17 protein-coding genes are annotated in these 16029 nt (G+C 66.2%); 7 read left to right on the top strand and 10 right to left on the bottom strand.

The window, feature by feature from the left end; genetic code table 11:
* Nucleotides 1-20: 20 nt before the first annotated feature.
* From gshA to ACG0Z6_RS01160, 8 genes are all read right to left on the bottom strand, one after another.
* Nucleotides 21-1541, bottom strand: a complete 1521-nt coding sequence (gene gshA / locus ACG0Z6_RS01125; protein ID WP_394458010.1) for a glutamate--cysteine ligase — start codon at nucleotides 1539-1541, stop codon at nucleotides 21-23.
* Between the two features lie 218 nt (nucleotides 1542-1759).
* Entirely contained in the window at nucleotides 1760-3760 is a 2001-nt protein-coding gene (locus tag ACG0Z6_RS01130; protein WP_394458012.1) for a S41 family peptidase, read from the bottom strand.
* A gap of 111 nt (nucleotides 3761-3871) precedes the next feature.
* Nucleotides 3872-4885 carry a GlxA family transcriptional regulator gene (locus ACG0Z6_RS01135; protein ID WP_394458014.1) on the bottom strand — a complete coding sequence of 338 codons (1014 nt, stop codon included), beginning with the start codon at nucleotides 4883-4885 and terminating at the stop codon, nucleotides 3872-3874.
* A gap of 22 nt (nucleotides 4886-4907) precedes the next feature.
* Nucleotides 4908-5468 (bottom strand): isochorismatase family protein, encoded by a 561-nt coding sequence (locus tag ACG0Z6_RS01140; RefSeq protein ID WP_394458017.1) that lies wholly within the window; start codon nucleotides 5466-5468, stop codon nucleotides 4908-4910.
* 176 nt (nucleotides 5469-5644) lie between these two features.
* A complete protein-coding gene (gene vapC, locus ACG0Z6_RS01145; RefSeq protein ID WP_394458019.1) occupies nucleotides 5645-6046 on the bottom strand; it encodes a type II toxin-antitoxin system VapC family toxin in 402 nt (133 codons plus the stop codon).
* On the bottom strand, nucleotides 6043-6237 hold the full coding sequence (locus ACG0Z6_RS01150) for a type II toxin-antitoxin system VapB family antitoxin (RefSeq protein ID WP_394458021.1): 195 nt from the start codon (nucleotides 6235-6237) through the stop codon (nucleotides 6043-6045). Before ACG0Z6_RS01150 ends, vapC begins: the two co-directional genes overlap by 4 nt.
* Before the next feature lie 110 nt (nucleotides 6238-6347).
* The gene (locus ACG0Z6_RS01155; RefSeq protein ID WP_394458023.1) at nucleotides 6348-6917 is read right to left on the bottom strand and encodes a DUF1415 domain-containing protein; all 570 of its coding nucleotides are present in this window, start codon (nucleotides 6915-6917) and stop codon (nucleotides 6348-6350) included.
* 72 nt (nucleotides 6918-6989) lie between these two features.
* A complete protein-coding gene (locus tag ACG0Z6_RS01160; RefSeq protein ID WP_394458025.1) occupies nucleotides 6990-8186 on the bottom strand; it encodes a M20 aminoacylase family protein in 1197 nt (398 codons plus the stop codon).
* 71 nt (nucleotides 8187-8257) lie between these two features.
* On the opposite strand from ACG0Z6_RS01160, the gene ACG0Z6_RS01165 reads away from it, so the two are divergent.
* A complete protein-coding gene (locus ACG0Z6_RS01165) occupies nucleotides 8258-10336 on the top strand; it encodes a molybdopterin-containing oxidoreductase family protein (protein WP_394458028.1) in 2079 nt (692 codons plus the stop codon).
* 15 nt (nucleotides 10337-10351) lie between these two features.
* On the opposite strand, the gene ACG0Z6_RS01170 is transcribed toward ACG0Z6_RS01165, so the two are convergent.
* Both ACG0Z6_RS01170 and ACG0Z6_RS01175 read right to left on the bottom strand, forming a co-directional pair.
* Nucleotides 10352-10606, bottom strand: coding sequence for an acyl-CoA-binding protein (locus ACG0Z6_RS01170; protein WP_394458031.1), 255 nt, complete (start codon nucleotides 10604-10606; stop codon nucleotides 10352-10354).
* A 22-nt stretch (nucleotides 10607-10628) separates the two neighbouring features.
* On the bottom strand, nucleotides 10629-11294 hold the full coding sequence (locus tag ACG0Z6_RS01175; RefSeq protein ID WP_394458033.1) for a TetR/AcrR family transcriptional regulator: 666 nt from the start codon (nucleotides 11292-11294) through the stop codon (nucleotides 10629-10631).
* A gap of 86 nt (nucleotides 11295-11380) precedes the next feature.
* Here ACG0Z6_RS01175 and ACG0Z6_RS01180 point away from each other — a divergent pair, with 86 nt between their 5' ends.
* The 6 genes from ACG0Z6_RS01180 to ACG0Z6_RS01205 all read left to right on the top strand — a co-directional run bounded on the left by ACG0Z6_RS01180 (nucleotide 11381) and on the right by ACG0Z6_RS01205 (nucleotide 15831).
* Complete coding sequence (locus ACG0Z6_RS01180; protein ID WP_394458035.1) at nucleotides 11381-12325, top strand: ABC transporter ATP-binding protein; 945 nt, start codon at nucleotides 11381-11383, stop codon at nucleotides 12323-12325.
* Nucleotides 12325-13083, top strand: coding sequence for an ABC transporter permease (locus ACG0Z6_RS01185; RefSeq protein WP_394458037.1), 759 nt, complete (start codon nucleotides 12325-12327; stop codon nucleotides 13081-13083). Before ACG0Z6_RS01180 ends, ACG0Z6_RS01185 begins: the two co-directional genes overlap by 1 nt.
* A gap of 17 nt (nucleotides 13084-13100) precedes the next feature.
* Complete coding sequence (locus ACG0Z6_RS01190; protein ID WP_394458039.1) at nucleotides 13101-13367, top strand: BolA family protein; 267 nt, start codon at nucleotides 13101-13103, stop codon at nucleotides 13365-13367.
* A gap of 107 nt (nucleotides 13368-13474) precedes the next feature.
* A complete protein-coding gene (gene hisG / locus ACG0Z6_RS01195; protein ID WP_394458041.1) occupies nucleotides 13475-14125 on the top strand; it encodes an ATP phosphoribosyltransferase in 651 nt (216 codons plus the stop codon).
* A 26-nt stretch (nucleotides 14126-14151) separates the two neighbouring features.
* Entirely contained in the window at nucleotides 14152-15468 is a 1317-nt protein-coding gene (hisD, locus tag ACG0Z6_RS01200) for a histidinol dehydrogenase (protein ID WP_394458044.1), read from the top strand.
* 18 nt (nucleotides 15469-15486) lie between these two features.
* Entirely contained in the window at nucleotides 15487-15831 is a 345-nt protein-coding gene (locus ACG0Z6_RS01205; protein ID WP_394458047.1) for a TehB family protein, read from the top strand.
* Nucleotides 15832-16029: the final 198 nt, after the last annotated feature.

Here is a 16029-nt window from a genome sequence, read left to right on the forward strand (position 1 = left end):
GCCTTGCTCCGTCTCCACCCTCACACCCCCAGCTGTGCTGGGTCCATATAGCGCTGGCGGAACTCTTCGAAGCTGAGGTGGTCCGCGGCTTCGATGCGTGCTTGCTCGGCCAGGGACTGCATGGCGGTCTGGGCAAAGCGCGCGGCCAGGTCAGCCGGGGCGCTTTGGGCGCGCACCCAATCGCGCGCACGTTCGGACTGCGTGCGCACAAAGCTCAGGTGAGCACCTTCGTGGTGCGAGAGCATTTGCGCCAGCACGCGCGCCGAGGGCAGTTGCTCGGGCTGCTGCCACTGCTGGGTGGCCTGGGCCAGGGCGCGGCTGTAGTCGCTGTGCTCCAGCTGGGTGTCCAGCCACTGGGCAATGGGTTGCAACTCTTGCAAGAGCGCGGCCCCCCAGGCGGCCAGCGTGACCGGGCCCTGCGGGCCTTCGAGCTCCAGCCCGGGCTGGCGGCCCTGGTTGGCGGTGCGCAGCTGGTTGCGCCCCAGCCGGGCGATTTCCTCAGGCGTGTCGGGCGGGCTGTCGTGCAGCAGGCAGTGCAGCAAAAAGAGGTCCAGCACGCGCATGGTGTCGGCTGAAATGCCAACGGGCTCGAAGGGATCGAGGTCCATGCAGCGCACTTCCACGTACTCCACACCGCGCTCGCGCAGGGCGTGCAGCGGGCGTTCGCCCGGGCGTATGGTGCGCTTGGGGCGGATCGTGCCGTAGAACTCGTTTTCGATTTGCAGCAGCGCGGTGCTGAGCTGGTTGTAGTCCCCGCCGGGGTTGCGCACGCCCACCTGTTCGTAGGTCGGGTAGGGCTGGGTCATGGCGCCGTGCAGCGAGGCGGCATAGCCGTCCAGGCAGTTGTAGCTCACGGCCAGCTCGGCCTGTGCATCGCTTTGATAGCCCAGCCGCCCCATGCGCAGCGAGGTGCCCCAGGGCATGTGCAGTGTGCCGGGGCTCAGGGGCTGCAGCTCGTGCTGGCGCCCTTGCACAAAGCTGCCGCACAGTGCGGGCGAGGCGCCAAACAGCGTCAGCAGCAAAAAGCTGTGGCGGCGGAAGTTGCGGATGAGCCCGAAATACTCGGCATTGCTCAAGCCCGGCAGCGACCAGTTGTAGTGAATGCCCGAGATGGTTTGCATGCGTCGGCCGTAGCGGTGGCCCAGGCCCATGCGGTAAATGCTTTTGGCGCGCCCGATGTTGGAGTGCCCGTAGCGGCCCAGCGGAATGGTTTCGTCCGTAGGCAGCCGACAGGGCATGGAGGAGGCCCACATCCACTCGCTGTCGTCCAGGCAGTGGTAGACGGCTTGATGGATCTCGATGAGCTCTTGCACACAGTCTTGAGCGCTGGCGTGCACGCCAGTGATGAGCTCCAGCTGCGACTCGCTGAAATCGGTGGTGACCTTGGGGTGGGTGAGCGCCGAGCCCAGCGCACGCGGGTGAGGGGTGAGCGCCAATGAGCCATCGGCCAGCGCGCGCAGGCTTTCTTTTTCGACGCCGCGGCGCATGCCTTGCAGTCGTGTGCGGTCCAGCGCGTTCAGTCGCTGCTGCCAGTTGCTCAAATTGGGCTCCTCGAATCTTGATTTCCCGGCAAGGTAACAGAAGTCCGTGGAGGCTGCTTGACAGGGGACATGTCCGCCTTTGTTTTGAACTTGCAGGGCTGCGGCGCCCATCACGGCTGCTGCACTGTTGTGACCCGGCGCGGTGCGCTGTGGTGCAAACGCCCAAAGAAAAAGCGCCTTGTGCGGCGGCACAAGGCGCTGGCGGGGCTCAGTCTGGTTTAGTTGCCGACCACAACGACCCGCTTGGTGTTCCACAGCGGCCGCTGGCCGCCGTCTACACCCACGATGGCCAGGTGGTAGCGCTCACCGGCGACCTTGGCGGGCAAGTCCACGGCCACGGTGCGCGCACCGCCATAAACACCCACGTAGCTGCGCTTGAGCAGCGCGCCGTTGACGTAGACCAGCACGTGCTCGGTGTTGTTCACCTCCAGCGACAGGCTGCGCGTGGCTGCGGGCAGCGTGACGGTGCTGGTGGCGGGCAGGCTCACGCGGTGCGTGGACTTGGGCGCGGGCTGGGCCAGCAGGGTGGCGGCCACTTTGTCGAACTGGGTTTGGTCGCCGTTGCTCAGGTCGCTGAGGGTACGCGGCACCTGCACTTGGGCATCGCAGCCGTGGTCTTCGATGATGTCGTTGTTGTAGTTGTTGCGCACGCTCTGGCGCCAGGACACGCGCATGCTCACGCCACCGGGCAGGGGCTTGAAGTACTGCGGGGCCAGGGCGGCAAAGAAGTCTTGCGTGAGCACGTTGGCGCCGCCTGCACCGGTCTTGGCGTCTTCGCCAAAGATGGTGGCTGCGCCGTTGTCGCGCATGGCGCAGGTGAACAAGTCGGTGGCCGAGTAGCTGCGTGCGTTGGCCAGCACGCCCACGGGCTTGTAATAGGCCTGGCCCAGCAAGTTGGCGTCGGTGGGCGAGGTGAAGACCTCGGTCTTGCTGAAGCGCTGGCCCGTGCCTTGGGCCTCGGTGATGACCTTCACCCAGTTGGGCCAGTAGTACTTGAAGATGTCCTGGTTGAGGAAATCAAAGTTCAGCTTGGTGTTGAGGAAGCGTGCCGAGTTGGTCTTGGCATTGCCCGGGATGAAGAGCTGGGGCAGCTTGTCGGCGTAGACGATGCTGCCGCCGCCGTTGTTGCGCACATCGATCACCAGCGCGTCGGTGGCGGCGAGTTGGTTGCGCAGCAAGGTGCTGATGATGGCCAGCGCATTGTTGTCGCCCAGCTGCGGCACAAAGCTGCCGATGCTGATGTAGCCCACCTTCTTGTCGCCCTTGTTCACCACCGCGTATTTGATGCTGGGCTCGGGCGTGGCGAGCTTGGTGATGGCGCCCAGCTCGGTGTCGCTGATCTGGCTGTTGCGCGCCACAAAGGCGTTGTAGCGGTCCTGGTAGTTGTCTTGGCTCAGTGCCGTAGCTTGCACCAGGGCGTCCTGGCTGGCGGCGGCGGTCTGCGTGGAGGGCGCCAGGTCGGCGTCGTCGTACTGGGTCAGCCAGGGCAGGTTGACGCTGTAGACCTCACCGGTCTGGGCCGAGCGCAGCTTCAGGCTCACGGCATCGCTGCTGGGCGGCAGGGCCGAGGCTTGCGACACAAAAGTCAGGTGCTGCAGTGCGCGCGAAAAGCCCGCGTACAGGTTGGCGCCATTGCCCGAGATGACGGCGTTTTGCACCGCCTGAGCGATGGGCAGGCCGTTGTACTCCAGCACCTGGTCGCCCACGGCGGGCTTGCGCTGGCCGGGGTAGAAGGCCTCGAAGAAGCCGCGGAACAGCGAACCAATGCGCACCTCGTTGGCATCAGCTGCCGAGCTGGTGCGTGTCAGCTGGAAGGGCAAGAAGGTGATGAAGGCCGAGTGCGGTGCGGGGAAGTTGTAGTTCAGGTGCAGGTCACGCTGATTCACAAAAATCTGGCTCAGCTGTGCGTGCAGCTGGGCGGTGCTGATGCTGTCCAGGCGGTTGACCACCTGTTGCACCGCTAGCGCCGGATTGACGTGGCCTTTGAAATTCGGGCTGGTGCCGTAGTAGAGGTCTTTGTCGTAGCGGTTGACGTAGAGGTCGCGCAGCAGTTTTTGCGCCTCTTCGGCCAGCACCTGCTTGTCCTGGCGGGTCAGTTCATTGAACTTGATTTGAGGGCGAACCTTGCTGAGGTAGTCGGTGCGGACTTCAGCCTGGGCCACGGTGGAGAGCAAAGCGGCGCTCAGCAGGCTGAGCTTGAAAGCGGACGTGTAGGACATGACTTCTTGAATGAACGACGAATAGGAACGCCTGCATAGGGCGTGGCCTCAATGCAGGCGCCAGTCCAGTCTATGAAGCCGTTCTTGGGGACTGGGCGATAGCCGTTCAAACTAGGGTTTGCGAGGGGCGGTGTTTACACCCAGCGCCGCGTGGGCGCGCTGGGTACGCCGCCACTGCTGCTCGGAGCTGAAGCCCGCCAGCGCGGCTGCATCGGCCAGGCTCTGGCCCTGTTGGCGGGCACGCCGTGCCAGCTCCAGACGTATGGCTTGCAAATAGCGCAGCGGCGTGGTGTCCGCGTGCTCGCCAAACAAGCGCCCGAGGTGACGCGGTGTGACATGGGCCACCTCGGCCATGCTCTGCAGCGACCAAGGTTTGCCCGGCTGCGCGCACAGCGCGTCTTGTACGCGGTGCACCGCCGGGTGCAGGTGGTGGCGGTGCGCCAGCAGGGGCGAGAGCTGTGGGTCCTGCGGGCTGCGCCGCAGGTACACCACCATGGTCTGCGCCACACTGGCAGCAATGGCATCGCCGCAGCGCAGCTGAATCAAATGCAGCGTGAGGTCGATGCCCGCCGTCACGCCCGCGCTGCTGGCCAGCGCGCCATCCAGCACGAACACGCGGTTGTCCACCACCTCGGCCTGCGGTGCGTGCCGGCGCAGCGCGTCCAGCAACTCATGATGGGTGGTGCAGCGCCGCCCGCTGAGCAAGCCGGCTTGGGCCGCCAGCAAAGTGCCCGAGCAAATGCCCACCAAGCGGCCTTGCTTTTGCTGCAGCAGCTGCTGGCCCACCCCATGCAGCCAGCGCTGGGTGCGCAGGGCATCGGCGCGCTGCGCGCTGCCCGGTGCGGGCTCACCCGGCTGGGCGTGGCGGCAGCCCAGCAGGAAGAGCCAGCTCTGGGCTTGCAAGGCCTGCGGCAGCGGCTCCAGCGGGCCCAAGCTCAGCCCCACCGAGCTCAACACATCAGGCTGCGCCGCCACATAGCGCAGCCTGAAGGCGGGCGGGCGCCCCTGCCGTTGCAAAGCCTGGTTGGCCAGGCGCAGCGCCTCGGCCGGCCCGGCCACATCCAGCAGCAGGGTGTGCGGTTCCAGCAGGAATACCGCCTCAGTCAGCTCAGGGGTGGTGCTCATGCCGGCCAGTGTGCCTGTCAAATCAGGACACGGCTTGCTGCAAAGCCTGCGCCACCGTGCAGATGCGGGCAAAGCGGTCTTTGAGCACGGTCTCGGTGCGCAGCTTGATGTCAGCTGGGTTCAGCCACACGCCGCTGTCGTGGCGCATGGCAAAGGTCAGCGTGGCCTCGGTGACGTAGTCCACCTCCCAGCCTTCATCACTGGCGTGGCGCGTGGTGGTCTCGCAGCACTGTTCGGTGCGTATGCCCGCCACGATGAGCCGCTTGATGCCCTGCTGATGCAGCCACACCGACAAGCCCGTGCCCACCAGCGCGCTGTGCCGGTGTTTGATGAATTCGGCCGCTGCCTCATAGGGCACAAGGCCTTCCAGCGGCCGCACCTGCCCCGACTTCAGCGCGAAGGGGTTGTCGACACTCTCCGGTCCATCACTGTGCAGCACGCGCACGACGGGAATGCCCGCCGCCTGTGCGCCCGCCACCAGCGCATTGCAGCGGTCCAGAAAAGCGGGCAACTCGGCCTCGTTCCAATACGGGCGGTGGCGGAAGGATTCTTGAACGTCAATCAAAAGCAAAGCGGTGTTCATGGCGTGGTCCGGTGCGGAAGAAAGAACACGCTCATGGTGCCGCCACGCACCCACCGTGTCGCGCCACATGCCGACCCAGTTGGGGCAAATCAGGACATCTTTTGGGGGCCATGGTCCTGGGGCTGTGGCCAGCCCGCTCTGCGCAGCCCGCAGCAGCCGACAGCTCAATGCCTGCGCTAGACGCCTTGAACCACGCTGCGCAGGCCCAGATGCTGCACAAACGGTTCGAAGTCGCGGTCAGCGTGCAGCAGCGTGTATCCGCTTTCGATGCAGCGCGTGGCAATGATCGTGTCTATCGTTTTGCGCACGGTGACGCCACGCGCGCGCAGCAGCCTGAAATTTTTGGCGGCCTGGATGGCGATGTCCTTGCCCCCGAGTTCAACAACTTCCAGGGCGTCGAGTAGCTTTCGGGCCTGGTTGAACTCGCGATCACTGGCGAACCCTTGCAAGACCTCCGCCAGGATCAAATCTCCTATGGCCAGCGGCTCACGCCCGAGCAGGCTGTCGAGCTTTTCGGTCTGCGCCGTTGCGGCGCCACGGAAGTAGTCGATCCAGACGCTGGAGTCGACAAGAATCACTTGTCAGTCCTCATCGCGTTCAAGTCGCCTTGCCACGCCAACTTGCCGCGCAGCTGTCGAATCTTTTCCTGCTGGCGCAAGAGAAGCAGCGTGCGCAGCCCCAGCTCCACGGCCTCACGCTTGGTCTTCAAGCCTGTGGCGCGCAGGGTGTCGCTCATCAACTTGTCGTCAATTTCGATATTGGTTCGCATTGTGTGTACAAAATTTGATTTTGCTACACATTCTATCTGCCGTGCGGGTGGCGCCTGCTGGCGCGCTGGCCTTGAGCCAGGGACTGCGCGACGTCAAATCTGACGGCTCGCTAGCCGCGGGTTTTCAATCCCAAGGCCTGCCAGCCTTCCAGGCCGAGTTTTTCGAGCGTGGCGATATTGGCTTCGTAGATGGCGTCGGTGTCGGGCATGGAGGCTGCGGCGCGTTCGATGCTGTCTTCGCGCAGCAGGTGCAGCGTGGGGTAGGGCGAGCGGTTGCTGAAGTTGCTGATGTCGTCCAGCTCGGTGCCTGCGAATTGGTAGTCGGGGTGGAAGCTGGCGACTTGCAGCTCGCCGCCGAGTTCGAGTTCGTCGATGAGGCCGTCGGCGGCATCCAGGAAGTCGTTGAAGTCCAGGAAGTCAGTGAGCACGCCCGGGTGCACGAGCAGGGTGGTTTCCAGTTCCTCGGGGTCGGCGCGGCGCAGCGCCAGCAGTTCGCGGGCGAGGTCGCGCAGCAGGTCTTCAGGCGTGTCGGCCAGGCTCACCACGGTGCGCAGCCGCCCGTTGACATGCACGCTTTTGGCAAAGGGGCAGAGGTTCAGGCCAATGACAGCGCGCTCCAGCCAGGTTTGGGTGTCTTGCTGGATTTGGGCTTCTTGCTCGGGGCTGAGGGTGATGGGCATGGCAATACGTCGGGGCCCGTGGCCGGGCCGCTGGCTGGCGGGGGAGGCTGCAATTGTCGCGCGCTGGGGCACTCAGCGGGGCTGCGCAAACCAGCGCTGCACCAGCTCCACCCACATGGAGCCGCCCAGGGGGATGAGGGCGTCGTTGAAGTCGTAGCTGGGGTTGTGCAGCATGCAGGGGCCCAGGCCGTGGCCGGCGTGGCGGTGTTGGCCTTCGCCGTTGCCGATGAGGAAGTAGCAGCCCGGCACCTGCTGCAGGTAGTAGCTGAAGTCTTCCGCGCCCATGGTGGGTTCAAAGGGCAGCACCTGTTGGGGGCCCAGCCAGTCGCTGAGCGCTGCCTGCACAAAGGCGGTTTCGCGGGCGTGGTTGATGGTGGGCGGGTAGTTGCGGTGGAAGTGGAAGTCGCAGCGCGCGCCAAAGGCGGTGGCGGTGCTGTCGGCGAGCTGGCGCATACGGCTCTCCAGCAGGTCCAGCACCTCGGGGCGGAAGGCGCGCACCGTGCCTTGCAGCTCGCAGTGGTCGGGAATGACGTTGGTGGCTTCACCCGCTTGCACCATGGTGACGGAGATCACGCCGGTGTCGATGGGCCGCAGATTGCGGCTGACGATGCTCTGAAAGCCCAGCACCATGTGGCAGGCCGCCAGCACGGGGTCCACGCCCAGATGCGGCATGGCGCCGTGCGCGCCCTTGCCGTGCACGGTGATTTTGAATTCATTGCTGGAGGCAAACACCGGGCCGGGGCTGACGGCGAATTGCCCTTCAGCCAAGCCCGGCCAGTTGTGGATGCCAAACATGGCCTCGACCGGGAAGCGCTGCAGCAATCCGTCTTCGATCATGGCGCGCGCGCCGCCGCCGCCTTCCTCGGCGGGCTGGAACACCAGCACCACGGTGCCCGCGAAGTCGCGCGACGCGGCCAGGTGCTGGGCCGCGGCCAGCAGCATGGCGGTGTGGCCGTCGTGGCCGCAGGCGTGCATCTTGCCGGCATGGCGGCTGGCGTGCGCAAAGCGGTTCACCTCGGTCATGGGCAGGGCGTCGATGTCGGCACGCAGACCCAGCAAGCGCTCGGGCGCGCTGTGCCCGCGCACCACACCCACCACGCCTGTTTTGCCCAGGCCACGGTGCACCTCAATGCCCCATTGCTCCAGGGTGTTGGCAATCAGCTCCGAAGTGCGCAGCTCCTCGTAGCACAGCTCGGGGTGGGCATGCAGGTCTCGGCGCAGGGCGGCCAGCGCGTCGGCTTCACGCACGATGGGTTCGATCAACTTCATGGTGTCAGGCACGGGCGTTTGGGGAGAGGGCAGTGTAGGCTCGGCGCCTGCGCTATGCCATCATGCGGCGCATGAGCACCGCTGACGCAACCCCCACTTTGCCGCCCGCCACCGTGCGCACCGTGTACGGTGCCTGCCCCCACGATTGCCCCGACACCTGCGCTTTGCAAATCACCGTGCAAGACGGTGTGGCCATCAAAGTGCAGGGCCGCAGCGAGCACGCCAGCACCCACGGCGCGCTGTGCACCAAGGTGTCGCGCTACACCGAGCGCACCTACCACCCCGAGCGTTTGCTGCACCCCATGAAGCGCGTCAGCGCCAAGCACGAGGCGCCGCGTTTCGTGCGCGTGAGTTGGGACGAGGCGCTGCAAGACATTGCTGCGCGGCTCAAAGACATCGCGGCGCGCGCGCCCGAGGCCATCTTGCCCTACCACTACGCGGGCACCATGGGCTTGATTCAGGGCGGCTCCATCGCCAACCGCTTCTTCCACACCCTGGGTGCATCCATCCTGGACGAGACCATCTGCGCCAGCGCGGGTGCCGAGGCGCTCAACGCCACCTACGGCAGCCGCGTGGGCATGCACCTGCGCCATTTCGCGCAGAGCCGGCTCATCCTCATCTGGGGCAGCAACAGCATTGCGTCGAATCTGCATTTCTGGACCTACGCCAACCAGGCCAAGCGCGCCGGAGCGCGGCTGATTTGCATCGACCCGCGCCGCACCGAAACGGCCGAGAAATGCCACCAGCACCTGGCCCTGCTGCCCGGCACCGATGGGGCGCTGGCGCTGGGCTTGATGCACCAGCTCATCACCCACGACTGGCTGGACCACGCCTACATCGAAGCACATGTGGACGATTGGCCGCTGCTGCGCGAACGCGCCTTGCAGTGGCCGCCTGAGCGCACCGCCGAGGTGTGCGGCCTCACGCCCGAGGAGGTGCGCCAGCTGGCCCACGACTACGCCCACAGCGCGCCGGCGGCCATCCGGCTCAACTACGGCATGCAGCGCGTGCGCGGCGGCGGCAATGCCGTGCGCCTGATTGCGCTGCTGCCCTGCTTGATCGGGGCCTGGAAGCACCCTGCGGGCGGGCTCTTGCTGTCAGCATCGGGCTGGGCCGCGCCGTTCAAAAACAGTCAGGCCCTGAACCGGCCCGAGCTGCTGCGTGGCCGCCAGCCCCGCCTGATCAATATGAGCGCCGTGGGCGACGCCCTGCTGCACAGCGGCGGTGGCAGCTTTGGCCCGCGCATCGAGGCCGTGGTGGTCTACAACAGCAACCCCGTGGCCGTCGCACCCGACAGCAGCCGGGTCGTGGCGGGCTTTCAGCGCAGCGACCTTTTCACGGTGGTGTTGGAGCACTTCATGACCGACACCGCCGATTGCGCCGACTACGTGCTGCCCGCCACCACGCAGCTGGAGCACCTGGACGTGCACACCAGCTACGGCCACACCGATTTGCTGCGCAACAACCCGGCCATCGCACCGCTGGGCGAGGCCAAGCCCAACACCCAGATCTTTCGCGAGCTGGCCCGCGCCATGGGCCTGGACGACCCCTTGCTGCAAGAAAGTGACGAAGCCCTGGCCGCCCAGGCCTTCACCGCCGAGGTGGACCAGGCGGCCTTGCGCGAGCAGGGCTTTTGGAGCATTCCTCTGCCGGACGCGCCCTTTGCCCAAGGCGGCTTTCCCACTGCCAACGGCAAGGTGCAATGCCTCAGCCCGCAATGGGGCCTGCCCGACCATGTGCCCAACTACGAAAGCGCCCGCAGCAGCCCCGAGCTGGCGCAGCGCTACCCGCTGGCCATGATTTCCCCGCCTGCGCGCAACTTCCTCAACAGCAGCTTTGTGAACGTGAAGAGCCTGCGCGACATCGAGGCCGAGCCGCGCCTGGAAATGCACGAGCAAGACGCCGCTGCGCGCGGCCTGGCCGACGGCAGCATGGTGCGCATCTTCAATGAGCGCGGCAGCCTGGTGTGCCGCTTGGCGCTCAACGCCCGCGCTCGCCCCGGCGTGGTCAACGGCCTGGGCATCTGGTGGCACAAGCTCTCGCCGGGCGGGCGCAACGTCAACGCCGTGACGCACCAGGGCCTCACCGACATCGCCGCCGGTGCGACGTTTTACGACTGCCTGGTGCAGGTCGAGGCGGCGCCGACCTGAGGGGCTGCGCCGCCCTCAGCCGCGCAGCTCGTTGACCAGCTCGATATAGGCGCGTTTGGCCTCGTCCTGTGCCGTGCCCTTGAGCATGGCCCAGGCGTCGAATTTGGCGCGCGCCACAAAGTCCGTCATGCCCGGGCGCTCGCCGCTGGCGTCGCCCTGGCTGCCTTGCTTGTAGAGCGCGTAGAGGCGCAGCAGCGTCATGTTGTCGGGGCGCTGTTCCAGGGTTTGCGAAGCGGCCGCAGCGGCTTCGAACTGAGCTTGCAAGTCCATGAAGAACTCCGGTGGGCAGGGCTTAAAACGGCGCGTCAGCCTTGTACTGCGCGGCCAGGGTGAAGAGATATTGCTTGGAGCTGGGCTCCAGATAGGGCAGCAAGAGGCCTAGCACGTGAAAGGCGCCACGCATCATGCCGCTGGCTGCGGCGCTGGGTTCGAGCGCATCGCGCGGCGCGCGCACGTACTCGTAGCTCATCCAGTAGCTCAAGAGCACCACCATGGCGTGCGCCGTGGGCGGCAGCTCACGCGGCTGCATGGTCAGCGCACCGCTGCGCTGCAGCCCATGCAGCAGGTGGTGCATGGCGTCGGTTTTGTTGCGCAGCACGGACTGAAAGCGGGTCTCCAGCATGCGGTTTTTGGAGAGCAGGTCGTTGAGGTCACGGTAGAGAAAGCGGTGGCGCCAGATTAGCTCAAAAAGCATGTGCAGGAAGAGCCAGGCGTCTTCCACATGCTGCACGTTGTCGGCCGCTTCCAGCAGCGCATTGAGCTCGGCCTCGTAGCGGCCGCACAGTGCGTTGATCAGCTCGTCCTTGGCCGGGTAGTGGTAGTAGAGGTTGCCCGGGCTGATGCCCAGCTCCGACGAGATCAGCGTGGTCGACACATTGGGCTCGCCAAAGCGGTTGAACAAGTCCAGCGTGACTTCAAGGATGCGTTCGGCGGTACGGCGCGGCTTCTTGGTGACCATGGGTGTGGGTTGCGGTGCACGGTCATTCTGGCACCACTGCGCCTTTGTGCAGGAGGGCGCCGCTTTGCTCCCTAGAATGGCCCGCTATGACCCAGTCCCCGCCCTCCGCACCCAGCGCCGCTGTGCGCTTTGAACACGTCAGCAAGACTTACCGATCCGGCCAAGTGCAGGCCTTGCAGGATGTCAGCTTTGACATCCGCCCCGGCGAGTTCTTCGGCCTGCTGGGGCCCAACGGCGCGGGCAAGACGAGCTTGATCAGCATCCTGGCTGGGCTCTCGCAGCCCAGTGCGGGCCGCGTCACGGTGCTGGGCCACGATGTGCAGCGCGACTACGCCGCCGCGCGCCGCGCGCTGGGCTTGGTGCCGCAGGAGCTGGTGTTCGACCCCTTCTTCAATGTGCGTGAAACCCTGGAGATCCAAAGCGGCTATTTCGGCGTGAAGAACAACGGCGCCTGGATCGACGAGCTGCTGGAAAACCTGGGCCTGGCGGACAAGGCCAAGGCCAATATGCGCCAGCTCTCGGGCGGCATGAAGCGCCGCGTGCTGGTGGCGCAGGCCCTGGTCCACCGCCCGCCGGTGATCGTGCTGGACGAGCCCACGGCTGGCGTGGATGTGGAGCTGCGCCAGACGCTGTGGGCTTTCATTGCGCGGCTCAACAAAGAGGGCCACACCGTGCTGCTGACCACGCATTACCTGGAAGAGGCCGAGGCCCTGTGCCAGCGCATTGCCATGCTCAAGGGTGGGCGCCTGGTGGCGCTCAAGGCCACCTCCGAGCTGCTGGCAGGCACGGCGCAAACCATGCTGCGCTTCAAGACCGACGCGGCGCTGCCGCCCGCGCTGGCCGCGCAGGCGCGGGTGACGGGGCGCCTGGTGCAAATCAAAGCCCACCACGCGACCGAGGTGGAGCAGCTGCTGGCGCAGTTGCGCCAAGCCCAGGTGGGGGTGGAGGACCTGGAGATCGGCCGCGCCGATTTGGAGGACGTGTTCTTGGACATCATGCAGGCCCCCGCGCCCGCACAAGGAGGGCTGTGATGCTCGCTGGCGCTCTGCCCCTGTTTCGCAAAGAAGTGCTGCGCTTTTGGAAGGTCAGCTTCCAGACCGTGGCGGCCCCGGTGCTGACCTCGCTGCTGTACCTGCTGATCTTTGGCCATGTGCTGGAAGACCACGTCACGGTGTGGGGCGGCGTGCCCTACACCAGCTTTCTCATCCCCGGGCTGGTGATGATGACGGTGCTGCAAAACGCCGTGGCCAACAGCAGCTCCAGCCTCATCCAGAGCAAGATCACCGGCAATCTGGTGTTCCTGCTGGTCACGCCGCTGTCGCACTGGGCCTGGTTTGCGGCCTATGTGGGGGCGGCGGTGGTGCGTGGTCTGTGCGTGGGTTTGGGCGTGCTGCTGGTGACCTTCTGGATGGCGCCGCTGCCGCTGGTGCAGCCGCTGTGGGTGCTTGTTTTTGCGCTGCTGGGCGCGGCCACGCTGGGTGGCCTGGGCGTGGTGGCGGGGCTGTGGGCTGAGAAGTTCGACCAGCTCGCGGCGTTCCAGAACTTCGTCATCATGCCCATGACCTTTTTGTCCGGCGTGTTCTATTCGGTGCACTCGCTGCCGCCGTTTTGGCAGGGGCTGAGCCACTTCAACCCCATCTTCTATTTGATCGACGGCTTTCGCCACGGCTTTTTTGGCGTCAGCGATGTCTCGCCCTGGCTGAGCCTGAGCGTGGTGGGCACGGCGTTTGTGGCGGTCTCCAGCCTGACCCTGGTCTTGCTGGCGCGCGGCTACAAGATCCGGGGCTGAGTAGAATCCCTCCCACTATGGCCGACCCTACCCCTACCGAAGTTCAGCAATACATCGCCGATGGACTGCCTTGCACCGAGTTGCAAGTGCAGGGTGATGGACGCCATTTCTTTGCCACCATTGTTTCCGCCGAATTCGAAGGCCTGAGCCGTGTGCGCCGCCACCAGCGCGTGTACCAGGCACTGGGCGAACGCATGCGCGAGCAGATCCACGCGCTGTCGATGAAGACGCTGACGCCGGCCGAGCACGCCGCTGCGCCCAGCTCCCACCACCATCACGGCTAGCCGCCTCCCGCAACACGTGGCGGGTGGCGGCGCGGTCAGCGCAGTCAGCTCGCCCCGTCGCCGTCCTCCCGCCGTGAACCACTTTTCACGCACGAAGGACCCGCGACATGATCACCCTGGCCCTCTCCAAAGGCCGTATCTTTGACGAGACCCTGCCCCTGCTGGCCGCCGCTGGCATTGAGGTGCGGGACGACCCCGAGCACTCGCGCAGCCTCATTCTGAGCACCAACCACGAGGACGTGCGCGTGGTGCTGGTGCGCGCCACCGATGTGCCCACCTATGTGCAGCATGGCGGTGCCGACCTGGGCGTGGCGGGCCTGGATGTGCTCATCGAGCACGGTGGCCAGGGCCTGTTCCAACCCCTGGACCTGCGCATTGCCGCTTGCCGCATGAGCGTGGCCGTGCGTGCCGACTTCGACTACACCCGCGCCGTGCAGCAGGGCTCGCGCATCCGCGTGGCCACCAAGTACACACACATCGCGCGCCAGCACTTTGCCGACAAAGGCGTGCACGTGGACTTGATCAAGCTCTACGGCTCCATGGAGCTGGCCCCGCTCACCGGCTTGGCTGATGCCATCGTCGACCTGGTGTCCTCCGGCGCCACGCTGCGCGCCAACCGGCTCGTGGAGGTGGAGCAGATCTGCGCCATCAGCTCGCGCCTGGTGGTGAACCAGGCTGCCCTCAAGCTCAAGCGCGCCCGCCTGCGGCCCATGCTGGACGCTTTTGCCAGCGCCGTGTCTGCCGCACCCGCCGCCTGAGCCCCGACCGCAATAAGGAGCCCCCCATGAGCTTGATGCACCGCCTCAACACCCAGGACGCTGACTTCGAGGCCCGCTTTGCGCGCGTGCTGCACTGGTCCGGCGAGACCGACGACGCTATCGAGCAGGGCGTGCAGGCCATCCTGGCCGATGTGCGCAGCCGCGGCGACGCCGCCTTGCTGGAATACACGGCGCGCTGGGACCGTCTGCACCTCGATCACGCTGCGGCGCTGGAGCTCTCCAGCGCCGAGCTGCGCGCGGCGTTTGAGAGCCTGGGCAGCGTCCAGCGCGAAGCCCTGCAGGCCGCCGCCGCGCGCGTGCGCCGCTACCACGAGCGCCAGCTGCAGGCCTGCGGCCAGAGTTGGAGCTACCGCGATGAAGACGGCACTTTGCTGGGCCAAAAAGTCACGCCGCTGGACCGCGTGGGCATCTACGTGCCCGGCGGCAAAGCGGCCTACCCCAGCAGCGTGCTCATGAACGCCATTCCCGCGCAGGTCGCGGGCGTGGGCGATATCGTCATGGTTGTGCCCACGCCAGGGGGCGAGAAAAACCCCCTGGTGCTGGCCGCTGCGCACGTGGCGGGCGTGCACCGCGCCTTCACCATCGGGGGGGCACAAGCCGTGGCCGCGCTGGCCTACGGCACAGCCACCGTGCCGCGCGTGGACAAAATCACCGGCCCGGGCAATGCCTATGTGGCCAGCGCCAAAAAGCATGTGTTCGGCCAAGTCGGCATCGACATGATTGCCGGCCCCAGCGAAATCCTCGTGCTGGCCGACGGCAGCACGCCGCCGGACTGGGTGGCCATGGACTTGTTCAGCCAGGCCGAGCACGACGAGCTCGCGCAAAGCCTGCTGCTGTGCCCGGACGCCGCCTACCTCGACGCCGTGGCCCAGGCCATGGAGCGCCTGCTGCCCACGCTGCCGCGCGAGGCCGTCATCCGCGCCTCCTTGCAAGGGCGCGGTGCGCTCATCCAAACGCGCAGCATGGAAGAGGCCTGCGCGCTGTCCAACCGCGTGGCGCCCGAGCACCTGGAAATCAGCTGCGCCGACCCGCACCGCTGGGAGCCCCTGCTGCGCCACGCCGGGGCCATTTTTCTGGGCGCCTTCACCAGCGAGAGCCTGGGCGACTACTGCGCGGGCCCCAACCACGTGCTGCCCACCAGCGGCACGGCGCGCTTCTCGTCGCCGCTGGGCGTCATGGACTTCCAAAAACGCAGCAGCCTCATCGAGGTCAGTGCGGCTGCCGCCCAGGTGCTGGGCCCGATTGCCGCCACGCTGGCCTATGGCGAGGGCTTGCAGGCGCATGCCCGTGCCGCGGAGTTGCGGCTGTGCCATGGTTCCTGACCCTGGAGACACACTGCCATGACGCCCCGTCCGCCCCACGCACCCACCTTGCCCGCAGGGCTGCAGGCCTACCGCCGAACGCCCGAATTCACCCGGGACAGCCTGCCCGCAGGCCTGCTGCGCGACCACCACACGCGCGCTGGCACCTGGGCCCTGATCCACGTGCTGCAAGGCCAGCTCTGGTACCGCGTGCCGGGCATCGCGTGGCAAGAGCTGCTCACGCCTGAGTCCGCCCCGGGTGTGATTCGCCCTGAAGAACTCCACAGCGTGGCCCCTGAGGGCGAGGTGCGCTTCTATGTGGAGTTCCTCACCCAGCCCGAGGTGGGTGCGCAGCACGAACGCCCCAGCACCGGTTTGCTCTGAGCCTGGGCGTGCCGGATGACCGCATGAGCCCGGAATCTGCCCCGCGGCATTGCCTGCTGCTCAGTCCTTGCGGGCTTACGATGCAAGGGCTGCGTTTTGCGATCCATCCATTCAAAACTGACCCTGTCAGTCACAGACCGGACCTACAAAAATCATGGAATTGATCCCCATCTTCCTCCTCGCGTTCAAGGTCCTCGT

This window comes from Roseateles rivi (assembly GCF_043555845.1).
In the GTDB taxonomy this organism is placed as follows: Bacteria; Pseudomonadota; Gammaproteobacteria; order Burkholderiales; family Burkholderiaceae_C; genus Roseateles; species Roseateles rivi.